Annotated in this window: 21 protein-coding genes; 11 read left to right on the top strand and 10 right to left on the bottom strand. The window is 43.6% G+C overall.

Translation table 11 applies throughout. From position 1 onward, the window contains the following. Positions 1-934: 934 nt before the first annotated feature. The 3 genes from ACM0OZ_RS29215 to ACM0OZ_RS29205 all read left to right on the top strand — a co-directional run bounded on the left by ACM0OZ_RS29215 (position 935) and on the right by ACM0OZ_RS29205 (position 3257). The gene (locus ACM0OZ_RS29215; protein ID WP_096568420.1) at positions 935-1282 is read left to right on the top strand and encodes a YbaB/EbfC family nucleoid-associated protein; all 348 of its coding nucleotides are present in this window, start codon (positions 935-937) and stop codon (positions 1280-1282) included. Between the two features lie 86 nt (positions 1283-1368). After that, entirely contained in the window at positions 1369-1857 is a 489-nt protein-coding gene (locus ACM0OZ_RS29210; RefSeq protein ID WP_414586341.1) for a low molecular weight protein-tyrosine-phosphatase, read from the top strand. A gap of 167 nt (positions 1858-2024) precedes the next feature. Continuing rightward, positions 2025-3257, top strand: a complete 1233-nt coding sequence (locus tag ACM0OZ_RS29205) for an RNA-guided endonuclease InsQ/TnpB family protein (RefSeq protein ID WP_414586340.1) — start codon at positions 2025-2027, stop codon at positions 3255-3257. Between the two features lie 21 nt (positions 3258-3278). Here the strand turns inward: ACM0OZ_RS29205 and murB are convergent, their stop codons facing one another. Together murB and murC are read right to left on the bottom strand one after the other, a co-directional pair. After that, positions 3279-4280, bottom strand: a complete 1002-nt coding sequence (murB, locus tag ACM0OZ_RS29200; protein WP_414586339.1) for a UDP-N-acetylmuramate dehydrogenase — start codon at positions 4278-4280, stop codon at positions 3279-3281. A gap of 154 nt (positions 4281-4434) precedes the next feature. Continuing rightward, positions 4435-5895 carry a UDP-N-acetylmuramate--L-alanine ligase gene (gene murC / locus ACM0OZ_RS29195; protein ID WP_414586338.1) on the bottom strand — a complete coding sequence of 487 codons (1461 nt, stop codon included), beginning with the start codon at positions 5893-5895 and terminating at the stop codon, positions 4435-4437. Between the two features lie 339 nt (positions 5896-6234). Between murC and nadD the strand changes: the two genes are divergently transcribed. Both nadD and ACM0OZ_RS29185 read left to right on the top strand, forming a co-directional pair. Next, positions 6235-6852, top strand: a complete 618-nt coding sequence (gene nadD / locus ACM0OZ_RS29190) for a nicotinate (nicotinamide) nucleotide adenylyltransferase (protein ID WP_414586337.1) — start codon at positions 6235-6237, stop codon at positions 6850-6852. A 124-nt stretch (positions 6853-6976) separates the two neighbouring features. Beyond that, a complete protein-coding gene (locus ACM0OZ_RS29185; RefSeq protein WP_414586336.1) occupies positions 6977-7993 on the top strand; it encodes a type I glyceraldehyde-3-phosphate dehydrogenase in 1017 nt (338 codons plus the stop codon). 44 nt (positions 7994-8037) lie between these two features. On the opposite strand, the gene thiL is transcribed toward ACM0OZ_RS29185, so the two are convergent. The 6 genes from thiL to ACM0OZ_RS29155 all read right to left on the bottom strand — a co-directional run bounded on the left by thiL (position 8038) and on the right by ACM0OZ_RS29155 (position 13997). Then, the gene (thiL, locus tag ACM0OZ_RS29180; RefSeq protein WP_414586335.1) at positions 8038-9081 is read right to left on the bottom strand and encodes a thiamine-phosphate kinase; all 1044 of its coding nucleotides are present in this window, start codon (positions 9079-9081) and stop codon (positions 8038-8040) included. After that, a complete protein-coding gene (locus ACM0OZ_RS29175; RefSeq protein WP_414586334.1) occupies positions 9078-10262 on the bottom strand; it encodes an LL-diaminopimelate aminotransferase in 1185 nt (394 codons plus the stop codon). The genes thiL and ACM0OZ_RS29175 overlap by 4 nt, the downstream gene beginning before the upstream one ends. A 71-nt stretch (positions 10263-10333) precedes the next feature. Next, positions 10334-10669: a thioredoxin family protein gene (locus ACM0OZ_RS29170; RefSeq protein ID WP_073635741.1), complete on the bottom strand. Its 336-nt coding sequence runs from the start codon at positions 10667-10669 to the stop codon at positions 10334-10336. A 209-nt stretch (positions 10670-10878) separates the two neighbouring features. Further along, complete coding sequence (locus ACM0OZ_RS29165) at positions 10879-11652, bottom strand: PspA/IM30 family protein (protein WP_414586333.1); 774 nt, start codon at positions 11650-11652, stop codon at positions 10879-10881. Positions 11653-11814: 162 nt separating this feature from the next. After that, positions 11815-12516 carry a PspA/IM30 family protein gene (locus ACM0OZ_RS29160; RefSeq protein WP_414586332.1) on the bottom strand — a complete coding sequence of 234 codons (702 nt, stop codon included), beginning with the start codon at positions 12514-12516 and terminating at the stop codon, positions 11815-11817. Between the two features lie 140 nt (positions 12517-12656). Then, the gene (locus ACM0OZ_RS29155; RefSeq protein WP_414586331.1) at positions 12657-13997 is read right to left on the bottom strand and encodes a hypothetical protein; all 1341 of its coding nucleotides are present in this window, start codon (positions 13995-13997) and stop codon (positions 12657-12659) included. 165 nt (positions 13998-14162) lie between these two features. Here ACM0OZ_RS29155 and ACM0OZ_RS29150 point away from each other — a divergent pair, with 165 nt between their 5' ends. From ACM0OZ_RS29150 to ACM0OZ_RS29140, 3 genes are all read left to right on the top strand, one after another. Continuing rightward, positions 14163-14351, top strand: a complete 189-nt coding sequence (locus ACM0OZ_RS29150) for a hypothetical protein (protein WP_414581817.1) — start codon at positions 14163-14165, stop codon at positions 14349-14351. A 351-nt stretch (positions 14352-14702) separates the two neighbouring features. Further along, the gene (locus ACM0OZ_RS29145) at positions 14703-15278 is read left to right on the top strand and encodes a DUF721 domain-containing protein (protein WP_414586330.1); all 576 of its coding nucleotides are present in this window, start codon (positions 14703-14705) and stop codon (positions 15276-15278) included. A 647-nt stretch (positions 15279-15925) separates the two neighbouring features. Beyond that, a complete protein-coding gene (locus ACM0OZ_RS29140; RefSeq protein WP_414586329.1) occupies positions 15926-16225 on the top strand; it encodes a hypothetical protein in 300 nt (99 codons plus the stop codon). Positions 16226-16609: 384 nt separating this feature from the next. Here ACM0OZ_RS29140 and menB read toward each other — a convergent pair whose 3' ends face one another. Further along, the gene (menB, locus tag ACM0OZ_RS29135) at positions 16610-17443 is read right to left on the bottom strand and encodes a 1,4-dihydroxy-2-naphthoyl-CoA synthase (RefSeq protein ID WP_414586328.1); all 834 of its coding nucleotides are present in this window, start codon (positions 17441-17443) and stop codon (positions 16610-16612) included. Between the two features lie 157 nt (positions 17444-17600). Here menB and ACM0OZ_RS29130 point away from each other — a divergent pair, with 157 nt between their 5' ends. Together ACM0OZ_RS29130 and ACM0OZ_RS29125 are read left to right on the top strand one after the other, a co-directional pair. Beyond that, entirely contained in the window at positions 17601-19490 is a 1890-nt protein-coding gene (locus tag ACM0OZ_RS29130) for a KAP family NTPase (protein ID WP_414586327.1), read from the top strand. Positions 19491-19678: 188 nt separating this feature from the next. Then, positions 19679-20344 (top strand): helix-turn-helix domain-containing protein, encoded by a 666-nt coding sequence (locus ACM0OZ_RS29125; RefSeq protein WP_414586326.1) that lies wholly within the window; start codon positions 19679-19681, stop codon positions 20342-20344. 327 nt (positions 20345-20671) lie between these two features. Here the strand turns inward: ACM0OZ_RS29125 and radA are convergent, their stop codons facing one another. Continuing rightward, positions 20672-22216 carry a DNA repair protein RadA gene (gene radA, locus ACM0OZ_RS29120; protein WP_414586325.1) on the bottom strand — a complete coding sequence of 515 codons (1545 nt, stop codon included), beginning with the start codon at positions 22214-22216 and terminating at the stop codon, positions 20672-20674. A gap of 170 nt (positions 22217-22386) precedes the next feature. On the opposite strand from radA, the gene rpaB reads away from it, so the two are divergent. Further along, entirely contained in the window at positions 22387-23115 is a 729-nt protein-coding gene (gene rpaB / locus ACM0OZ_RS29115) for a response regulator transcription factor RpaB (RefSeq protein WP_414586324.1), read from the top strand. Positions 23116-23140: the final 25 nt, after the last annotated feature.

The raw sequence follows: 23140 nt of genomic DNA, 5'->3' as shown, positions 1-23140 counted from the left end.
CTCTTGTTAAAAAAATGTCACACTTGGACTATGAAGATGTACTAAAAGGTTTAAACTTTTTGATCACAGCGTATAATAATATGGGTTGCTTGGAAAAGTTACAACATGATTCCAGAGTGAAGCTTATTTGATTTCGTCAGCAAATCAAATAATACTAAGTATAAACACTCAATTATTTTTTGAGAAGAAATTTGTGCTTGGCATCTCCCCATCTTTAACGATAGGTGTGTTATAGTCTCACCAAAATGAGAAAAAAGCTAAATTAAATAGCTAAAAACATTATTAAACTTACTTATATTTCTTCAAGAAGAATAAGTTTTTTGACTTTGTGTTGTAAAATTAATTTATAATTCCGAAAACCAAGGCTTAAAAAAATGGTTTGTAAACCATAGTCGCGGTCATTACTAGCAAGCCTGTAAAAAGGTCAAAGGTCAAGTCCACGATTTGTTAAATTTGCTGAAAATAGCGGTTTAAAGTGGCTAAAAGCTTCAAAGCTCATAAAGTTTTGATAAATAGGATGGGCTACATCCTTTCTTTACGCCCGGGGACTGTTGGAGCCGACTCCCTTGAATGAAGCGGGAAGCAGACCCTCTAAAGGAAACTTTAGTTGAATGATAAACTTTAAACAAGTTTAATAATGTTCTGTGTAGCAGTGATATCCTTTTTATGTTAATCAGACTGGAAAAACTTTCATGGGTAAAACTTTTATATTCTAAGGCTTTGAGAGTATTTGTTAATTCGCCAAACGACAAAACTATCTAGAAGCTGTAATATATATAAAGCAAGCATACCGATAATAGCTTGACTGTTCCCATCTGGTAGCATTGATAGAACCCGCAAAGTGGATCACTTATGGGTAAAAAGCAGGCATTTGACCCACCACATCTATAATTGAATTTGATTTGTCATTCAAAGCACGCGTGGACAATAGATTATGACAGGAAAAGGACAGGGATTTGGTTTTGGCTTGGGAAAAATGAAAGAACTGGCTGAAGCCTTTAAAAAAGCGCAGCAAGTTCAAGAAGGCGCAAAGCGGCTCCAAGAAGAATTGGAGCAAATGGAGATTCAAGGAGAGGCTGGTGGTGGTTTAGTTAAGGTCGTTGTTAGCGGTAACCAAGAACCTCGGCGGGTGGAAATTTCTCCTGATGCTTTAAACGAAGGAGCAGAAGTCCTTTCTGATCTCGTAACGGCAGCAATGAAAGACGCCTACAACAAGTCCACTACAGCAATGCGCGAACGCATGGAAGAATTGACCAGTGGACTGGAGCTTCCCGGTTTTTAGTCAACACTTCAACAGTCAAGAGTCAAAATTGCCTAGACTATGGACTGTAGACTATTGACTATAGACGAATAGAAAGCCCAATACATATGCCTTACAAGCTGCTGTTTGTCTGCCTAGGGAACATCTGCCGCTCGCCAGCGGCAGAAAACATTATGAACTATCTGATCGAGCAGGGTGAATTGAGCGAACGCATTGTCTGCGACTCTGCTGGAACATCGAGTTATCACATTGGTAGCCCACCTGATCGGCGTATGAGTGCTGCAGCGTTTCAAAAACTGCAAATAAAATTGCGTGGTCAAGCACGCCAATTCCAAAAGTCTGACTTTGAGAACTTTGATTTAATTTTGGCGATGGATCGAGAAAATTATCAAAACATCCTGTATCTTGATCCAACGGGAAAATATAACCACAAAGTACACTTAATATGTGATTTCTGCTCTAGGCACAATCTCAAGGAAGTTCCAGACCCTTACTATGGTGGGACAGAGGGATTTCATCTAGTTATTGACCTACTTATCGATGCTTGTGAAGGTCTGCTAAACAGCTTAACGAATTCGCGGAAGTCCCCACCCTGAACGTACCCGTAGGGTGGGGATTACTGCAGACGGCGACGATTGCATCTTTGACCAACAATAGCCGCAGGCTGTTGAGGGAAAAGATGTATGAGGAGTCGTCAAATATCTGGCTGTCTTACTGAAAATAGTATATAGTAGTAACAGGTCGATATTTTGTAGAAGTTGAGATGAGACGACAAGCCGTAATAGTCAGGTTGTACCCCACTGACGAGCAAGTTCAAATACTTGCACAACACTTTGGTTGTGCGCGTTGGTGGTGGAATTATGGGTTGAATAAATGCATTGAAACCTATAAGGAAACTGGCAAGGGCTTGTCTCAATCTGGACTTAACTCTTTATTGCCAGCGCTCAAAAAAGACAAAGAGACTGAATGGTTAGGAGAGTGTTATTCACAAGTTCTACAATCTGTGAGCCTCAATCTTAGTCGTGCATATCAAAACTTTTTTGAAGGTAGAGCAAAATATCCAAGGTTCAAGTCAAAACATCAGCGTCAATCAATCCAGTACCCACAGAAGGTAAAACAGGTTGATGATTGTTTGAAGTTTCCAGGTAAGTTAGGGGGAGTAAAAGCAAAAATACATCGCCTGCTTGATGGAACTATCAAAACTGTCACTGTTAGCAAATGCCCTTCAGGCAAGTATTATGCTTCTGTGTTGATGGAATATGAGGGCGATTATCCAGCGTCCAGCACAGACGGTAAGGTTGTAGGAATTGACTTGGGTATCAAGGATTTTGCAATTACTTATGATGGCGAGAAAGTTTCCAAGTATCCAAACCCAAAACACGCTTGCAAATATGAAAAAAAGCTAGCCAAAAAACAGCGTATTGCTGCACGTAAAGTCAAAGGTAGCAATCGTCGTAGAAAGGCAACAAAGATTGTAGCTAGGGTGTACGAACAAGTTAGCAATGTCCGTCAAGACTACTTACACAAACTATCTAGAAAGATAGTTGGTAACAATCAAGTCGTAGTAGTTGAAAACTTAAACGTCAAGGGCATGGTACGTAACCACAAACTAGCGAAAGCAATATCTGATACAGGTTGGGGAACTTTTGTCAATTTCTTGTCCTACAAGCTAGAGCGGAATGGCGGGACGTTGATAGAAATAAACCGATGGTTCCCTAGCTCCAAACTTTGCTCTAATTGTCATTACCAAATCAACGAGTTGCCGTTAGATGCCAGGGCTTGGACTTGTCCTAGTTGCGGTACTCATCATGATAGAGATGGTAATGCAGCAATGAATATTAGAGCAGAAGGTATCAGAATGCTGTCCTCCTCTGGGACGGGGGAGGTCAACGCCAATGGAGAGGAAGTAAGACCAATTCGAGGGCGTAAGCCTAAGATGCGGCATTCCTCTATGAAGTTGGAAGCCCAACCTTCAAGCAAAGCTAAGGTTGGGTAGTTCACCAGAACCTGGTATTATTCAAGCAGCAGCTTGAAACTCTCCCATCATTTTTACTTCTGGTTCTAATACAACAGACCAACGTTCTTGTACCTGATGCTGGACATGACGGATGAGATTGAAAATATCCCAAGCACTAGCCCCACCACAGTTGACGATAAAATTAGCATGGCGTTGTGCAACTTGCGCTTTGCCAATTTGGTAGCCTTTCAAACCCGTTTGTTCAATTAACCAACCTGCGGCGTAAGGTTTGGGATTACGGAACACGCTGCCACAACTGGGCAGGTGATAAGGTTGAGTATTCAATCGATGCTGTTTGTGCTGTTTAGTAGCTGCCAAAACTTGGGCTGGGTCTGCCCCAGGTTGAAGTTGAAAAGTGGCTTGGGTGACAATGCGATCGCTTCCTTGCAGAATCGAGGTACGATATTTGTAGCTCAACTGTTCCTGGCTAACAGTTTCCAAAGTACCATTAGGTAAAAGTACCTCAGCACTAACTAATATATCTGCGATACAACTATTATGTGCCCCTGCATTCATAACTACAGCACCCCCAATCGTTCCAGGGATACCAACAGCCCACTCGAATCCTTGCCATCCTAGCTCTGCTGCTTGCCATGCAATAGCTGGAATTGGTTCTCCTGCTGCTACAGTTAATCGACCTGTTTGGGGATCGAAATGACTATGGCGCAGGTGGCGAGTCACAATCACTAAACCAGAGATCCCACAATCACTTACGAGCAAGTTAGAACCGGAGCCTAGTATTGTTACGGGCATTTCATGCATTCTCGCATACTGAATACTGGCTTGCATAGCCTCTAGATTTCGAGGAGCAACACACCACTGAGCAGGCCCACCAACCCTGTAAGAAGTATATGCTGCCAGAGAGACTTGGGATTTAATAACGCAATCAGTACCGGGTAAATAAATTTCCTTAGTTTCGATGGAATTATTAGATGTTAGTTGTCTGGTGTTTGTCATGCCAGAAACTTTGCAGACATTAGCAACTGCCTGGGAGATAGTCATATTTTCTAGAATGAGCTAAATTTTGATGTTTATATGTCGTAAAAATACGACAACAGCGAGAAGCAATGTAACTATTGCTAGACGGACGCTATGCCCTTGAGGGAAATAATCTTGCATAAAGCAGAACTCCCTCTTATTGCGTAAGTTATCTTCCTTAAGAAGTCGCTTGAACTGGCGGGCATAGTGTCGCCATGACTTCGGGAATCACTTGATTGAGATTCCCTGCTCCCAGAAACAGTGCTAAATCTCCACGGTGCAGAGTGTGCTGCAAGTAGTTGCTAACTAAGGCTATTGGTTGGTATATCACCTGTGAGTGCTGCTTAGCTACTTCACTAGCTAGTTTTTCACCACTGACTAGCCCCAGATCTGGCTCGCCTGCACTGTAAATATCAGTGAGGACAACTAAATCAGCATGACTAAACGATTGAGCAAATTCCTCCAGAAAGGTGAGTGTGCGGCTATAGCGATGGGGTTGGAAGATGGCAACGACTCTCTGGTGCGATCTTGCCTGTAGGCGTGCAGCAGCGAGAGTAGCGCGAATTTCACTCGGGTGATGGGCGTAGTCGTCAATAAAAGTGATGCCATTAGCTTCACCCCGAAATTCAAAACGTCGTCTTGCGCCTTCAAAGCTAGCAAGACCCTTTGCAATTTCTCCAAATTCTAACCCCAAAATCCGACCAACCGCCACTGCTGATAAAGCATTGCTGAGGTTGTGCTTACCTAGTAAGCGCAAATTTAACACGCCCAAAGCCTTGCCTCTTTCCCAAACAAGAGCTGTGGTGCCATCGGCTCTATAGTCTACGTTGGTGACGCTATAGTCAGCGCCAGTCTCAGGATACAAGCTGTAGGTAATCGTGGGTTGTAAGCGATCGCGTACCGTAGCGCAATCAATGCTGCCTATCAAAGTTTTACAGCCTTTGGCAAATGTCTGAAAAGTTTGAACCACTTCCTCTAACGTGTCGTAGTGGTCAGGGTGGTCTAATTCTATGTTGGTGATAATGCCTATTTCGGGAGTATGTTTGACCAGCGATCCATCCGATTCATCTGCTTCTGCCACTAAATATCGACTTTGCCCGATTCGGGCATTGCCTGACCAAGCATTAACTTCTCCACCTACTAAAATCGTTGGATCAACACCTGCTTGGAGTAGCATATAGCCAATCATACTACTCGTTGTCGTTTTACCGTGGGTTCCTGCTACAGCAATGCTGTGATATTCAGCGATTAACGCTGCTAGTACATCAGATCGATGGAATATTGGGCAACCCAATTCTAATGCAGCTTTGTACTCTAAATTAGTTGTGTTAATTGCTGTCGAACAAATGACTTGAGGTAGTTTTGCTTGCTCAAAAGTCGGTAATTCTTCTTGAGTGTTTACTACTATTCCATTAGGCTGAGAAAAGGAACGAAAGAACTCGATATTACTTGCCTCTTGCTTGCCAAAAATATGAGTTCCGATAGATTCTAATTGTCGGGTAATCTGGTTAAGACGAATATCCGATCCGGATACTGGCAGATTGCGCTTTGCTAGCACATACGCTAGAGCAGACATACCTATACCGCCAATACCAATGAAATGGAATGGTCTACCACTAAAGTCTACAGTATTTTTCATCGATTTTTCCTCTATCACCACACCACAGAATCATCCTAAATGACACGCGTATCATAACAGGAATTCAATTTTTACCGATACCACCTCTGTATACTTTTCATGATTGATAAGTTGATTTTTTCGCTCTTGTTTTTTCATTCAAATCGATTTTACCCTTGTTAGTGATTTTTTCTCTTTCTGAACAGATATATTATGTTTATTCGGAATATTTCTGCCAGATCGGGAAACAAATCATTGTAACTGAAAATACATATTTTTGGCTCATTTGCTACAACTTGCTACAATGGTAAATTGCTAGATAAAATTCTTTTCAATTGCATAAAGCTTGGACGTGAGTGGATGCAACGATTGGCAATTTTTGGTGGCACTTTTGATCCAATTCATTGGGGACACCTTGTGTTAGCACAGACAGCATTGCATCAAGTACCTCTAGAACAAGTCATTTGGGTGCCTTCACAAAATCCTCCTCATAAACAGGCGGCTTTATTTGAACATCGAGTCGAGATGGTGCAACGAGCGATCGCAGACAACCCGGGATTTACTGTATCACTCGTTGAAAAAAACCGTGGAGCTTCTTATGCGATCGACACCCTGATAGACTTGTCTGCTGACTACCCCAATACTCATTGGTACTGGATTGTTGGTTTGGATACATTTCAAACCTTACCTCGTTGGTATCGTGGACAAGAATTAGCACAATTATGTGATTGGTTAATTGCACCCCGACTCCCAGGTGGTGAGAATATAGCTCAAAGTGAGTTAATCTGCAAGGAAGTGGAACAAAAACTGACACAACAGACAGTCAGCATACAGTGGCACTTATTGCATATCCCTTTAGTAGGGCTTTCGTCAAGTCTCATTCGTAACCTTTGCCGCGAACGCCAATCAATTCGCTATCTAGTCCCAGAATCAGTCAGGCTTTATATTGAGGATCACAACCTGTATACAAACGGGTAGGAAGAAAATATTTCTTTTTTTGAGAATCTAACACTTTATAGTTATAAATACTCCCCCCTTTGCGGTATGATCTGGGTCATCAGTAGCATTTTGTAAGGTCTAAATATACAGAGGGCAAGACGCTGTGATTAGAGTTGCAATTAACGGTTTCGGGCGCATCGGGCGTAACTTTGCACGTTGTTGGTTAACTAGAGAAAATAGTAATATCGACCTTGTCGCTATTAACGACACATCCGACCCTAGAACCAACGCTCACTTGCTGAAGTATGACTCGATGCTAGGGAAGTTAAAGAATGATGACATTAGTGCCGATGATAACTCTATCATCGTTAACGGTAAGACCATTAAGTGTGTCTCTGACCGCAACCCAGAAAACTTGCCCTGGAAAGACTGGGAAATTGACCTAATTATCGAAGCAACAGGGGTTTTCACTTCCAAAGAAGGGGCAACGAAGCACATCAACGCTGGTGCTAAGAAGGTGCTGATCACGGCACCTGGCAAGAACGAAGATGGGACTTTTGTGGTTGGCGTGAATCATCACGACTATGACCACGAAAAACACAACATCATCAGTAACGCTAGCTGTACAACCAACTGCTTGGCTCCCATTGCTAAGGTGTTGCACGAGAAATTCGGCATCATCAAAGGCACGATGACCACCACTCACAGCTACACTGGTGACCAACGCCTGCTAGACGCGTCTCACCGCGATGTACGGCGGGCACGTGCAGCAGCGATCAATATTGTGCCTACCTCCACTGGTGCGGCAAAAGCTGTAGCGTTGGTACTACCAGATCTCAAAGGCAAGCTGAATGGCGTGGCGTTGCGCGTACCCACCCCAAACGTTTCGATGGTGGATTTCGTCATACAGGTTGAAAGACCCACTATTACTGAGGAAGTCAACCAAGCCCTTAAAGAAGCCTCTCAAGGTGAACTTAAAGGCATTTTGGACTACAGCGAACTACCCCTGGTTTCATCCGATTATCAAGGTACTGATGCCTCTTCGGTTGTCGATGCCAACTTGACGTTTGTCATGGGTGGCGACTTGGTCAAAGTCATGGCTTGGTATGACAACGAGTGGGGCTACAGCCAACGAGTTCTTGACTTGGCAGAGTTAGTCGCCGAAAAATGGGTTAAATAGTCAACAGTCATTAGAGTCTTTGACTAATGACTAATGACTATTGACTAATGATCAAAATGTTGAAATCCCCGACCAAGTAGTAAATCTTGATCGGGGTATTCTTGTGTTGGATCATGCAAAATTACTCTTGACTCACCTCTAATTGTGCCGACAACAGCCGCGCCGTTGCCTATCTGTTGCACAAAAGCATAAGCTGGTTCTTTTGGCAAGCACAGTACTAACTCAAAGTCTTCGCCACCATATAGAGCATATTCCAGTGCTTGTTCTTTTGTCAGCCAGTGATTGAATGGTGTTGGTAAAGGAATTGAAATGCGTTCAACTACAGCACCAACACCACTAGCACGGCAAATTTGCACCACAGCATCTGCTAAGCCATCACTGCTATCCATACCAGCTATACGGATTTGGGATGGTAAAAAAGACGCGTCATGGTACGTCTCTAGAATTTCCCAGAGAATTGGTAAGACGTCTAGTCGGGGTAATGGTCTTTGGTGCGCCTGGATCAATGTTGCGCGATCGCTCTCACTCAGGTTTTGCCCTAATTCGCGATGCAGCAGTAATTTTAAGCCCGCAGATGAAGCCCCATGAACACCTGTGACAACTATGACATCTCCCACTTTCGCGCTGTTGCGGCGAATGACACGTAACGGATCAACTTGACCAAAAGCGGAAATAGCTATGATCGTTGTGGGCGATCGCACGATATCACCGCCGACTATTGGCGTATTGTACTGTTGCAGGCATTGTGTCATTCCCTGGTACAATTGCTCTACCCAACTGACGGAAACATCTCCAGGAAGTCCTAGCCCGACAGTAATTCCTAATGGGGAAGCGCCCATTGCTGCTAAATCTGATAAGTTAGCAGCAGCAGACCGCCAACCTACATCTTCCCCAGAAGTCGTAATCTCACTGAAATGAACACCATCAATTAACACATCAGTTGTCACTACCAGAGATTGCCCTGGTTCAGTAGGAACCACAGCTCCATCATCTCCGATAATTTCTGGAGGACAATAGCGTTGTAATCTTTTTAAAAGACCTTGTTCTCCAATATCTCGAATTTGCAAAGAAGATAATTCACTGTTCACAAAAACTTGGCAATTCTCTCTACAGCGGTTTCTAACATGGGTATGTCATGCACCAAGGCAAAGCGGACATATCCTTCTCCAGATTTGCCAAAGCCACCACCGGGTGAGGCGGCTACCCCTGTTTTTTGCACAAGCTGAGTACAAAACTCTACAGAATCTCGGCTCCACGGTTCTGGTAACCTTGCCCAAACATACATTGTTGCCTTGGGAGTCGGAACATACCAGCCAATACGATGCAAAGCACCTACAAAGGCATCTCGACGTTGGCGCAAGGTTTCGACAGTGGCTGTGACCCCACTTTGTGGACCAGTTAAGGCAGCTATAGCGCCGTTTAAAATCCCTCGGTACTGATTAAAATCAATTGCTGCTTTGATTTTACGTAAAGCACGAATCAATTCGGCATTACCGATGGCATAACCAACACGGAAGCCGCCCATATTATAGGACTTCGAGAGGGTAAAAAATTCAATTGAGACGCTTTTATGTGGGTCAGCTTGCAAAATCGAGGGAGCAAGGGATTGGTCTTTGCCCTTCCCTGTTTCCTGAAATACCAAATCCACGTAAGGAAAATCGTGAACTAGGACGAGATTGTGTTGCTGACAAAAAGCTACGGCTTCTTTAAAGAAGGATAAAGGTGCGATCGCTGTGGTAGGATTGTGAGGATAGCTTAAGACCATCATCCGCGACTGTGCTAAGACAGGTGCGGGAATATCGGCAAACACTGGTAAAAAATCGTTTTCTGCCAGCATTGGCATTGCGTAAATTTGCCCGGAGGCGAAGTGAACTCCCCCCATATGCGAGGGGTAACCCGGATCAAGCAACAGGGCATAATCACCTGGGTTGAGGACTGCTAGAGGTAAATGAGCCGTGCCTTCTTGGGAACCAATCAGGGGCAGTACCTCTGTTTCTGGATTGACGCTAATACCGAATTTTTGCTCATACCAGTGGGCGGCTGCTTGGCGAAAGTCTAGGGTACCGTGAAATAGCAAGTAGCCGTGGGTACTTGGGTTGTACAGAGATTGGGCGATCGTCTCGATGACGTGCGCTGGGGGTGGTAGATCCGAAGATCCGAGTGACAAATCAATTAACTCTTGTCCTGCAGCCAAAGCCTTTGCCTTGGCTTTGTCCATATCAAGAAATACATTTGATTGCAGGGGTTGTAAACGCTTGGCAATCTGCATTTTTAGTCCTTTGTCCTTTGTTATAAGTCGTGAGTCATTTGGCATTTGCACAAAGGACTCATGACTGATAACTAATTACTATTTAGATGAGAATCTAACAGGCTGAGGAATTTGTCTTTGCTGATGACTCCTTCAGTGGATACCAAAAGTTTATCTCCTTGAAAGAGTCTGAGGGCAGGTACACCTTCTACCTGGTACTGCTTGACTGTGACCGGGTTAGGATCAACTTCCATTTTTACCACTTTGAGGCGATCGCTGTAGGTAGTGGCTGCCGAGTTTACCAGGGGTGACATTAATTGACAAGGTCCGCACCAGGAAGCCCAAAAGTAAACCAATACCGGTTGATTGGCTTGCAATACTTCCGTTTCAAACTCAGCATCAGTTATGGATATAACACCCTTACTCATGGCTATCTCCATCAGGTGGCATCGTTCATTCGTAGGCACACAAAATACTTTATCCCAATCTGTTGGCAGTCAACTACCTCAATTGAGCGCGATTTGTGCCCAAGTCATAATACTAATGATTTCTAAGTAATCAAGCACTTATGATTTATGAAGCAAAATCCCACAACCGAGTGGCGTGGGATTGGCGCAAAGCTTGTTTGATCAAAAGCCTACATTTGATCCAATTGCTTGCGTAGCGAATCCAACTCGGCATCAACCACTTCATTATTATTTGATTTTGGAGCAGTTGTTTGTTGCGGTAGTTGGGGTTGATTTGGTGAACCGCCAGGTAGCATTTGCGCTTTCAAAGCTGCCAATTCATCATCCACATCGCTACTACCTTCCAACTTGGCAAATTGGGTTTCTAAATCCGCACCTGCTAACTCACCTGCTGATTGCGCGCGGGCTTCTTGCATGAGAACTTTGTCTTCCATACGCTCGAAGGCAGCCATTGCACTGCTGGTATTCATACCACGCACCATGCCTTGGAGTTGCTCTTGAGCTTTGGCGGCTGTAATCCGTGCTTTGAGCATTTCTTTCTTGGTTTTTGCCTCAGAAATTTTGCTTTCAAGCTGGATTAAGTTACGCTTGAGAGTCTCAACCTGAACAGTTTGCTGGTCAAGGCTGGCTTTGAGAGCATTGCCAGTGTCGGTAAAAGTCTTTTTGCGTTCCAGCGCTTGTCTTGCTAAGTTTTCATCGCCTTTTTGCAGTGCCAGTTGAGCATTTCGCTGCCACTTATTAATTTCGTTTTGGGCGTCATTATACTGTTTCTCAGTACGTTTTTGGGCAGCAATTGCCTGTGCAACGCCCTGACGCAGCTGTACCAAGTCTTCCTGCATTTCCAGGATAGCTTGTTCTAGCATTTTTTCCGGGTCTTCGGCTTTATTGACCAGGTCGTTGAGGTTGGCACTCACGACTCGCCTAATGCGATCAAATAATCCCATAACTCTGTTTTTCCTCTTGTGATTTACGCGCCTAGTTGGGCAGTTAGCTTTTTTACTATTTGATAGCTACTTATTTCAATGTAATCGTTCCGGTTTGGATTAGTCCTCCTCACCAGTTCTTATTTTTTAAGATACGCTTGAAATTGAAACATTGCCCAGTCTTCATAAATCTGGAGTTTTCGGTAGCTGTTGTCTTTTTTGTGATTCAGTAGAAAGTTGAGCCTTCATTGCTGCTAGTTCTGCATCAAGCTGATCACCCTCTTCCAAAGAAACAAATTGCTTTTGTAAATCATCTGTACTGGTAATGGAGATCGCTTCTGTTTGAGCCTCGAGCTGCAAAACTTTTTCCTCCATACGCTCAAAGGCTTTGATGTCGTCTATGCTAGAAGTCGCGCCCAACATTTCTTGGAGTTTATATGACGCTTCAGCAGAACGAGCGCGCGCAATATACATATCTTTTTTGGTTTTTGCTTCGGCAATTTTTTGCTCTAGCGTCCGCATATCCTGTTTCAGTCTGGCGACAATACCATTTTGTTGTTCTATTTGAGTGGCAAGTGCTTGTGCCGTTTCTTGGTAGGCATGGCGTTTGGTCAAAGCTTCGCGTGCTAGAGGTTCGTTGCCTTGTTGCAGAGCTAGTTGAGCGCGGCGGTACCATTCTTCTGCTGTAGACTGAGCATGAGCAATTTGTCGTTCAGTGCGCTTTTGGGTAGCGATCGCTTGGGCTACCGCTTGCCGCAATTGCACCAGATTCTCCTGCATCTCCAAGACAGTTTTTTCCAGAATTTTTTCTGGATCTTCTGCACTTACAACCCAACTATTGAGGTTTGCGCGAACCACCCGCATTATACGGTCAATCAGTCCCATGTTAGACCCTCCATTCACGGTTAATTAGGGGTGTAAGGGGTCAAGGGGTTATGGAGAAAATATTTTAAATTATGATTTTTCTTTAATTTCACCTACACCCCGATAGATTCCCTTTCTCCTTTCCACAACTTCTCTTAAGGCTACTGAATTCTAGCTTTCATGCCTTTTGCTTGTAGCTCTTGCAACAATTCTTGTGCTTTCTCTTTGCTCTTGAGGGCACCGAGATAAATGATTTTACCGTCGGGTGATAAATAAGCATCAGGAACGATTTGCCGTGCAGACGCAAAACTGCGATCGCTTTGATTATCTGTGATCACATGATAAAACCCATCTGCTGACGGTTTGATTTGTGTATCCGGCTTTTGTTGAGTATTCGATGCCGTCTGAGTAGGGTTCGTTGTAGAAGGCGGTGGCGAATTCAGTCCTAAAGGTGGTTGCACATTCGGTACTGTGACTCGATTGCTGGGGTTTTGGACACTGACGTCAGGTAATGCTGGTGGTGTTGGTTGGGATTTAGGTTTTAAACTAACGACATCATTTGGATCTCTCACCTCCGCAAACTCGTCAGTCGCTAAATTCGGATACTTCGGTATAGGCGAGAGAGGTGGTTGAGCTACGGTTTTAACATTCTTACCAGCTTCTACGGTATTTTCCGCAGTTGTTGGCGCATTTTGTGTAAACAATCCATTTAAACTAAATTGTGACAAGCTCTTAGGATTAAATGCTACATACCCCAAGGTAAGACTTGCTAATAAGAGTAGTAGCATCGAGCCAATGCCCAAGGGTGATAACAAACTGTCGTTAGAATGACTTGCTTTCTGAGTTTTAGATTCTTCTGTTAAACTTCGCAGTAGTGCTTCAGACGATTCCAAATAGTCATTTGGTTGTTTGTCTGTGTCATCTTGTGATGCAAGATTTTCGCTCTGGCTCTGACTTTGTTCCTTGACTCGTGTAGGCACAATACTGACATTAGGCGCTGGTATAGTTTCCGCTTCGACAGAGTCAGTTGGTGTTGCTTCAGATTGTGGCTGTTGTGTTTTTGAGGAAACTGGTGTATTTGATTGGGGTTGCAACAAAGTGTCGGGTGCTGTCACTGATGCTGACACCTGATGTTGAGTTTCTGCTACAGATTTTGGCGTGTTGATTTTTGTTTCTGGGGTAACAAGAATTTCCTCTTGCCCGACAGTCGGAGTGGAGGTTTTTGGTGTTGCCAACCCAAATTTCTGGAGACTGTCTTCTAGTGATGATTTTGTTGTGTCCCTTATTGGATGAACCCTAGTTAATTGTTGATATTTACTGCTTGTGGAAATGCCTACACGGGGTTGGCTGAATGTTCTATATCCAGTTCGTGTGCGTCGATATCGAGTTAACTCTTGATCGAGTTGTACTTCCAAACTAGCCACTGCTGCTGCTAGTGGTGGTTTCAACCCAGTTTTTTTGGAAGATTTCTCACCCGAATCTACTAGGGGGTTTTGACTCATAGCCTGTCTGCCTTAAACCTAGACTGCCGGATTAATCTAAAATACTAAAAATATATTTGTGCCAATCCTAACGAAAATTATCATCTAAAAATCTTCGGGAGTGTGGAAACCTTGTGTCTTTAGACCAAGGAGGAAACATGACTCGGCGTTATTTTTAGCCGTCAAATGCCTTTAGATACCATTACCGCCTTGGGGTTACTTGAATCGGTGTACTTTTGTGATGTACTTTCAATGGGACAGTTACCATTTCAACTCGTTCACCCCAACGGGAGAGCCAGTTCCCTACGGCGGGAAACCCGCCTTCTCCTAGCGGAGACGCTGCGCGAACAGGACTGGACTCACCTGTACGCATAATGGTTTGCTCCGTAGAGCCTCCCAATAGGGGTTAAGTTAGCTTCTCCCAAGGGGAGACGCTGAGCCCTGCGGGCACGCTGCGCGAACGCGAACGACAATGTTATTAGTCGGCATATCCATTTATACACTGGCTTAACCCATACACCTGTTTAATCTTCTGGTTCTAGAGCCTGGAACTAGCACTCTCCTTCCAGGGTAGGAACTTCAGCACTTGCCAATAACGTAGTACACGCGCGTACTGAGTCTGGTAAGCTAGGGCTTCAACATTTGCTGAAGCCCCTGGATTGAATCCAGGGGTTGCTTACAGATATATTGCATAACTATGCTGCAATTTTTGCCAAGGTTGGCTAGATGTCGTTGAAATCAGTTAATGATATTTTAGAGGTTTTGGAAGCTCAAGCTGAATGGCAAGAGCAACCATTTCAACGCTTGCTCAAGTGTTGGGCTGAAGTTGTAGGACCAGTAGTAGCTGCTCACACGCTACCTTCGTCGATTGAACGCGATGTTTTGCGGGTGGGAACTTCTAGCGCAGCTTGGGCACAGAATTTAACTTTCGAGCGCCAGCGCCTGCTTTTAAAGTTGAATGAAAAGCTGTCAATTGGTTTAGTCGATATTCGTTTTTCTACAGCTCAATGGCGGCGTCCTCAACAGCCTCGGAAGGAACAACAAACAATGTCACTGCGCGAACATCCTAGTTACGTGGGTGATCAGATGAACGTACGCCGTGATCTGACCTCTGCACCCGAGGACGCCAATGCTGCTTTCCAAAATTGGGCTAGAACAGTACAAGCGCGATCGCACGGTTTACCTCTTTGTCCTTTGTGCGACTGTCCCACCCCACCCGGCGAACTTCAGCGTTGGGGTGTTTGTTCTGTCTGTGCTGCTAAGCAATCTTTCACTAAGGGTATAGGGGAATATAGGTGTTGATGGTTAACAGTTAACCGTTATCAGTCAACGTGCTCATCTTATAAGACAATACGGTTCAGTTAAGGGTATTCCAACAAATAAATTATCCAATGAGAGTGGGGTGGGCCGGAAAGCCCACCCAGTTTATAGGACGGGTGCCAATTGGTGGATTCCACAAGAAAAAGTTGGATATTTTTTAAGAAAGGAATTTCCTTAACTTATCAAAATAGATTTGTGATTTGTCCGTAGATATAAAAATTTCTTTGCAAATCACTTCCTCTTACTAAAGATAGAAGATTTTTAGTTCTTTAGAAACTAGCTAATTCACTGTGTCATCACGCTAGCTCTGTCAAAAGTACAGCCTAATTCATTTTAAAAAGTGTCCCTAAAGGCTGAAGTTCAAAGGCTAGTTAAATCGTTATCTTTATTATTAGCTTTGATCCCCATTCAGTTTCAGCCAAAATTTAGTATGCTTAACCTCCTGCAATTAATGTTTCACTTTGTTAACAAAAAAATTGAAAAGTATGACACAAACATAAAGACATTATAAAGTTAATTTTTTCCTTGGGATCGCTATAACCTAGTAGATACACGGGTTTTGGCTGAAATCCACAATTGTGTATAGACGCAAAATAAAAGATGAAAATTAGCCCAAAACGGCACTAAATATGAAACAGATGAAATCACTGACTTCTGCCTGTAAATATTGTCGTTATTACAAGCTAGAAGGGCGTCGTGGCGGGTTCTGCCAACAATTGGGAGCACCAGTGCTGGGTAATTGGAAGGCTTGTTCTTTAGCGCTGCCACCGTTTGCTCCTTCTTGGGAAAATTTGGAAGATGTTTGGGCTTTGCCAAATGCAACACCAGTCTTAGCTTCAGGTTTAAACAAAGCAGCACTTGCTCCTGTGGAGGAAACAGCAACTAGCAGCTGTTCTGAAAAGGCAAAGGTTGAGGCAGTACTAATATAGCCTTTCTTTGTCAAAACAGGAAAAATCAAATCGCTAAAGCACGATTTTAGTCTGGTTTTGAGCTAATTGGTTAATGCCTCTTTTCATTTCAAGTGAAATTAGACTTTTACCTTGTAAAGCGCAAACGTTTCACATTTAACTTTGTGAAAAGGCTGAAATCAGTTATCAGTTGACAGTAAACAGTTATCATCTCATCCAAAAAATGTCTACTAAACTTAACAAATTCATCGGTGAACAAATAAAAAATCTTGTTGAAATCTTTTAACATCAGGTGTGAAAATGAACTGACAACTGATAACTGAAAACTGTTTTAACATTTCTGGCTATTAACAAGACAACACATGAAAAACCGCACCTTTGAGAAAAGGTGCGGTTTTTGTGTTTCTAAGGTAGCCAGGGATATTGACGAAAGTCAGGAGGGCGTTTTTCTAGAAATGCTTGTTTTCCCTCTCTTCCTTCTTCTGTCATGTAATAGAGTAAAGTGGCATTGCCAGCGAGTTCTTGCAAACCCGCTTGCCCATCACAGTCGGCGTTAAATGCTGCTTTCAGACAACGAATGGCGATCGGGCTTTTTTCTAAAATCTCCTGCGCCCACTGGAGACCTTCAGCTTCGAGTTGTTCCACAGGAACAACGCAATTGACTAAACCCATGGACAGTGCTTGCTGTGCATTGTACTGTCGGCAGAGAAACCAAATTTCTCGCGCCTTTTTTTGTCCAACAATACGGGCAAGATAGCTAGCACCAAAACCCCCATCAAAGCTGCCAACTTTAGGACCAGATTGTCCAAAAATGGCGTTATCAGCAGCGATGGTGAGGTCACAAATTAAGTGAAGGACGTGTCCTCCACCAATTGCATACCCAGCGACAAGGGCAATCACTACTTTTGGCATGGAACGAATCAAGCGTTGTAAGTCCAACACATTCAAACGCGGTATGCCATCATCGTCTACATACCCAGCTTGTCCGCGTACGCTTTGGTCGCCTCCAGAACAGAAGGCGTATTTGCCATCAGTGTGTGGACCAGCACCAGTAAATAGAACAACGCCGATACTGGTATCTTCGCGGGCGTCGCAAAAAGCGTTGTACAGTTCAAAAACAGTTTTGGGACGAAAGGCATTGCGTTTGTGGGGACGGTTTATAGTAATTTTTGCAATGCCATCAGCTTTATGATAAAGAATGTCTTCGTAGGTTTTAGCAGTTTGCCAGTTAATTTGCATCGCGAAAGAGTATTTACTTCAGCTTACAAATTCTATCTTTGGTAGGCATATGCATACCTATAATATGTACGGCGATCGCACAGAATTCTATCGTAGGGTGGCATAGCGCTATCTAATATATGTGTCACGATTGCAGTACAAGTCAGAAAAGTTTCTTATGGCACAGACTGAAACTCATAACCACCTGCAAGATGACCTCTTCATCGAACCAGAAAAAGACCGACTAGGATATGCGCCCTTCGCCAAGCATTTGGCAGACAGTATTTGCAAAATGACCGTTACAGAAGGATTCGTGATTGCAGTGTACGGTTCTTGGGGTTCCGGCAAATCGACACTGTTGAACTTTGTAGTTCATTATCTTAAGCAAAAGCCTGATGAGGAGCAACCAATCATCGTTCCCTTTAGTGCTTGGTTGTTTACTGGAAACCAAGACATTACAAGGCGCTTTTTTGACCAATTACATAGCGTTTTAACCTCTGTAACATATGTGCCGAGAGGCTTGAAAGAGCGAATCGCCGGTTTTGCTAAAGTTATTTCTGAAATTCCCTTACCTTACGCTCAAGCTGGCAAGGCAGTAGCAACATTATTTAACGATCAGGAAAAGGAAGCTTCCGAGTTAAAAGAAGAACTTGAACACACAGTGGTGCAGCAGCAGCGGCGAATAGTCGTGGCAATTGACGATATTGATAGGCTTCCCGCAGAGGATATTAAGCAGTTATTTCGCATTTTTAAAGCGATTCCGAATTTTACTAACGTTGTCTATCTTCTCGTTTTTGATAAACAAGTTGTTAGCAAAGCACTTTGCGAAACTAAGGAGGCATCACCAGAAGCATATTTGGAGAAAACTATTCAAGTTGCTTTTGAGTTACCTTCTCCAGATAAAACTTCACTTCGTCGGCTACTTTTTGAAAAACTCGATAGTGTTCTGATTGGCACACCAAAGGACGGCGAGGACGCCAACTCCAGTCAACCGTCTGATGAGACAAGTCCAAGCGCTGAAGAACCAGAACTTCAGCAGGTTCCTGACTTGGAGGAAGCTGATGTGGAAAACCCATCCACGCCGCTGGCTGAGGTATTTGAGCAAACCTACTGGAGCAATGTTTACTTTCAAGGAATAGACCACTTCATTACTAACCTCCGCGACATTGTTCATCTGACTGACACCCTAACAATGACATATCCGGTAGTGAAAGGCGAAGTGAACCCAGTAGATTTTATTGCTTTAGAATCACTGCGAGTTTTTTACCCAATGCTATATGACATAATTCGTAAAAACAAAAACTATTTTGTAGTAAATGTAAATTCTTCCTTAGATGAACTGAAAAAGTTCCATAATTCTTGGCTTGCCCAATTGCAAGATAAAGATAAGCAACCTGTTAAAAATTTGCTCAAAATTATTTTTCCTAAATTACAAGCTGTTTGGGGAAAAAGATATTATGATGAACAACAAGAATTAAAGTGGCGAAGCCAACAGCGTGTATGCTGTTCCGAAATATTTCCTATCTACTTCCGTTTAACTTTATTAGAAGCTGATTTATCTAATACTCAGATTCAAGCTATTATTGCTTCATCTTGTGATACCAAGCTATTTGGAAATAAACTTATAGAATTGTCTGAGCAAATACGTCCTGATGGTACAACTCAAGTTAGGGCATTTTTAGAAAAACTTGAAGATAGCACGCTCAACGAAATTCCAACTGATTGCATTCCCTCAATTGTGGAAGCTTTATTTGATGTAGGAGAAGAACTGTTGCCTTCTGACGATGAACCTCATACCACAATGTTTGATTTTGGTAATGAAATTAGAATTCATCGTATCATCTTACGGTTGTTATGCCGTCTTGATGAAGCTGCACGGTTTGAAGTGTTAAAAACCTCAATGGCTCGAGGAAAAGCATTATCAATAATTACAAAACAATTAGAATATTTAAATGAGCAACAAGGTGAGTACAGTTCAGATATATTTAACCTTCAAGACGAAGACTTGATTAGCACACAACATCTGAAAGAACTGGAAGAAATTGTTGCTAAAAGAAAGCAGGCATAAAATGCGTATTGATATTGAGCCATGCGCTAGCGATCGCTTGTATATAGTTGACCACATGGGCGTTATTATGCTGCATCTGGAGCAAGACAGCCTATTTCCAATATGAGCAGGCACTATTTGTCAAGCTACACTTGACGCTGCTCTGGTCAAGGATGTAAAGTGATACTTGACGACGAACAGACAAAGCTATGAAAAACCGACTGAAAGAACTTCGGCAACTGCGTCAATGGTCACAATCTGACCTAGCTAGAGAATTAGGAGTCAGTCGTCAGGCGGTCAATGGTTTTGAATCCGGCAAGTTTGACCCCAGCCTGGACATGGCTTTCAAAATTGCCAGCTTGTTCAACGTTGCACTTGAAGACGTTTTCATCTATGAGGCGAAGAATTCTATGCAAACACTTGTTGAGCGATTCAAAAATTACTTTGGTTTCGAGTTTGGTTTCGAGAGGTTCACTGAAAAGGCAATCAACGCGGTCAAGTTTGCAAGAAATGAGGCAGCACTTTCGCAGAAATCACAAGTCGAGCCAGAACATTTGCTTGCTGGCTTGTTGGCTGATCCAACGACAACAAGTGCTCGTTTACTTCAAGCAAATGGCTGCCAAGTGAACATCGAAACCAGTGAACATTCTTTTGAATCCCGTGAGAATCTAAAATTTAGTCCCCAGAGTAATTTCGTTCTAGAACTAGCCTTGCAAGTCGTTCGGCTTCAGGGTAAGAAGTCGATTGGGACTGAACATCTTTTGTGGGGTTTACTCCGTCTAGCTGAAACAGACAAGACTACTGTGAGTGAGCTGTTTCAACGATACGAAATTGATCTCGAAGCTCTGAACAATCAACTAGCAGAAACGGTTTAAAGTGTTTTTCCCAAGTTATTTGGTAGTCTTGGGTAACAGTGGTTATCATAGCGGATTTTCTTCCTTGTATCTGGGGCTATTTATTAGGCATTGCTGAATCAAGATATGAATTTATAATTCATGGCTGTGTAGAGACGTGACGCCAGTCGCCTGCGGAGGGAGACCCTCCTGCAGCGCTGGCTCGCCATGGCACGTCTCTACAAGGATTTTGCATCAAACTACAAAAATGTGTACAAACCTAATTCATGACCAAATTCAGCAACGCCATTTATTAATTGTTCGCCTCAAGCCCCTCTTTGCTTGCATACCTAGGGGTTGAGGTGGCGTCTACTCCTCATCGTCATCGGGTGCCAAATCTTCTTCGGTCAATCCCTGCTGGGGTATCGCTGCAATAATCGCATCTATAACCTTGGACACTGGCAAAATTTCGATGTTAAGGCTGGGGTATTTTTGCCCTTTTGGGACGATCGCCCTCTTAAATCCCAGTTTTGCTGCTTCTTTTAACCGCAGTTCCATTTGCGACACTGAACGGACTTGTCCTCCTAGCCCAACTTCCCCAATCAGTACGGTACCAGGATCAACAATTCTGTCGCGGAAACTGGCAACAATTGCGATCGCTATTCCTAAATCCACGGCTGGTTCTTCTACATTCAACCCACCCGCAGACGCAACGTAAGAATCTAACTTCGACATCGGGATACCCACCCGTTTTTCTAACACTGCCAAAATTTGCACTAAGCGGTTGTAATCTATACCTGTGCCTGCACGACGCGGGGATGGGTAGCTGGTGGGACTCACGAGTGCTTGCAACTCAACAACGATTGGGCGTGTTCCTTCGCAAGCAACGACAATCGCAGTACCGGGAGCCGGATCATCACGGTTTCCCAAAAATAGCTCTGAAGGGTTGGGGACTTCTCGCAGCCCGTTGTCTACCATTTCAAAGATGCCGATTTCGTGAGTTGCCCCAAAACGGTTTTTCACTGTCCGTAATAACCGATGAGAGGCAAAGCGATCGCCTTCAAAGTACAACACTGTATCAACTAAGTGTTCCAAAACCTTCGGTCCGGCGATCGCCCCTTCTTTCGTCACGTGTCCCACGATTAACATTGTGATGTCCTCGTGCTTTGCCACCTTCATCAAAGCTGCCGTACATTCGCGCACTTGAGCGACAGAACCGGGTGCAGAGGTTAGAGCCGGAAAGAAAACTGTTTGAATACTATCAATGATTGTCACATTCGGTTTGAGTGAATCCATCTCCCGCAGGATTTCTTCCAAGTCTGTTTCTGGCAAAACATATAAATCGGCACCTATGCCGTCAGCTTCCTCTACTTTGGCTGTTTCTTCGGGAGTTTCTTTTGCTGTTGTACCATTACCATTGCCATCGCCCACTACACTCAAAGGTTTTCCCACCCCCAAACGGGAAGCTCTTAATTTTACCTGTTGTCCTGATTCTTCTCCAGAAACGTAGAGGATGCGGTATCTGTGCGACAGTAGATTCGATACTTGCAACAGCAGTGTAGATTTGCCAATCCCTGGATCGCCACCTATTAGCACCATAGAACCAGGAACAACTCCACCGCCCAGGACTCGATCTAGTTCCTCATAGCCAGAAGCCCAACGTGTGACTTGGCGATCGCTAATCTGGTCAAATGTCAATGAGGCTCGTGGTTTAGCTGGTTTCGTTGCTGCAGGTTTGTTGTTCGTCTGTTGATGCCATCCACTCATTCCGCGACTAGGTATATCGGTTGAGGACTGGATACTAATTTGCTCTTCTAGAGAATTGTAAGTGCCGCAAGCTGCACACTTCCCAAACCATTGGGGGGATTCTGCACCACATTCGTTACAAACGTAATAACTTTTAGGCTTTGCCATTCTTATATTTTATTAAATCTTCTTAATTTTTGCTTAAGTTTTTGAGCAAACTAAAATCCAATAATTGGTAGTAGATGCGGGATTTTTCCAATCAATTTGTGAAATGATATCTTAATAATATGGTATTAAAAATTAATCATGAAAATTTTAGTTAAGGAGCGTTGAGAAACTTGGAAAGTCATAAAGAAAAAATTCTAGTGGTAGATGATGAAGCCAGCATTCGCCGGATTTTAGAAACGCGCCTTTCGATGATTGGCTACGATGTGGTTACGGCTGGTGATGGCGAAGAAGCTTTGGAAACTTTTCGCAAAGCCGATCCTGACTTAGTGGTTCTAGATGTGATGATGCCGAAGCTAGATGGCTACGGCGTGTGTCAAGAATTACGTAAGGAATCAGATGTCCCAATTATTATGTTAACAGCCTTGGGGGATGTGGCTGACCGGATTACGGGTCTGGAGTTGGGTGCTGATGACTACGTCGTTAAACCTTTTTCCCCTAAGGAGTTAGAAGCCCGCATTCGTTCAGTACTGCGGCGGGTAGACAAAACAGGTGCCTCTGGTATTCCCAGTTCTGGAGTGATCCATGTTAGCACGATCAAAATTGATACGAATAAGCGGCAAGTCTATAAAGGCGATGAGCGCATTCGGTTAACGGGCATGGAGTTTAGCTTGCTAGAGTTATTAGTCAGCCGTTCTGGAGAAGCTTTCTCCCGTTCGGAAATTTTGCAGGAAGTTTGGGGATATACACCAGAACGCCATGTAGATACCCGCGTAGTAGATGTGCATATATCGCGTTTACGGGCAAAGTTGGAAGACGATCCAAGTAACCCAGAGTTAATCCTGACAGCAAGGGGGACTGGTTATCTATTCCAACGCATTATTGAACCAGGAGAGGAATAAGCACAAGAGGATAATACAAATCAAT

Source organism: Scytonema sp. PCC 10023 (assembly GCF_963920835.1).
Classification (GTDB): domain Bacteria; phylum Cyanobacteriota; class Cyanobacteriia; order Cyanobacteriales; family Nostocaceae; genus Kalymmatonema.
The sequence above is the reverse complement of the archived record's forward strand: the minus strand, read 5'-3'. Positions and strand labels throughout refer to the sequence as shown.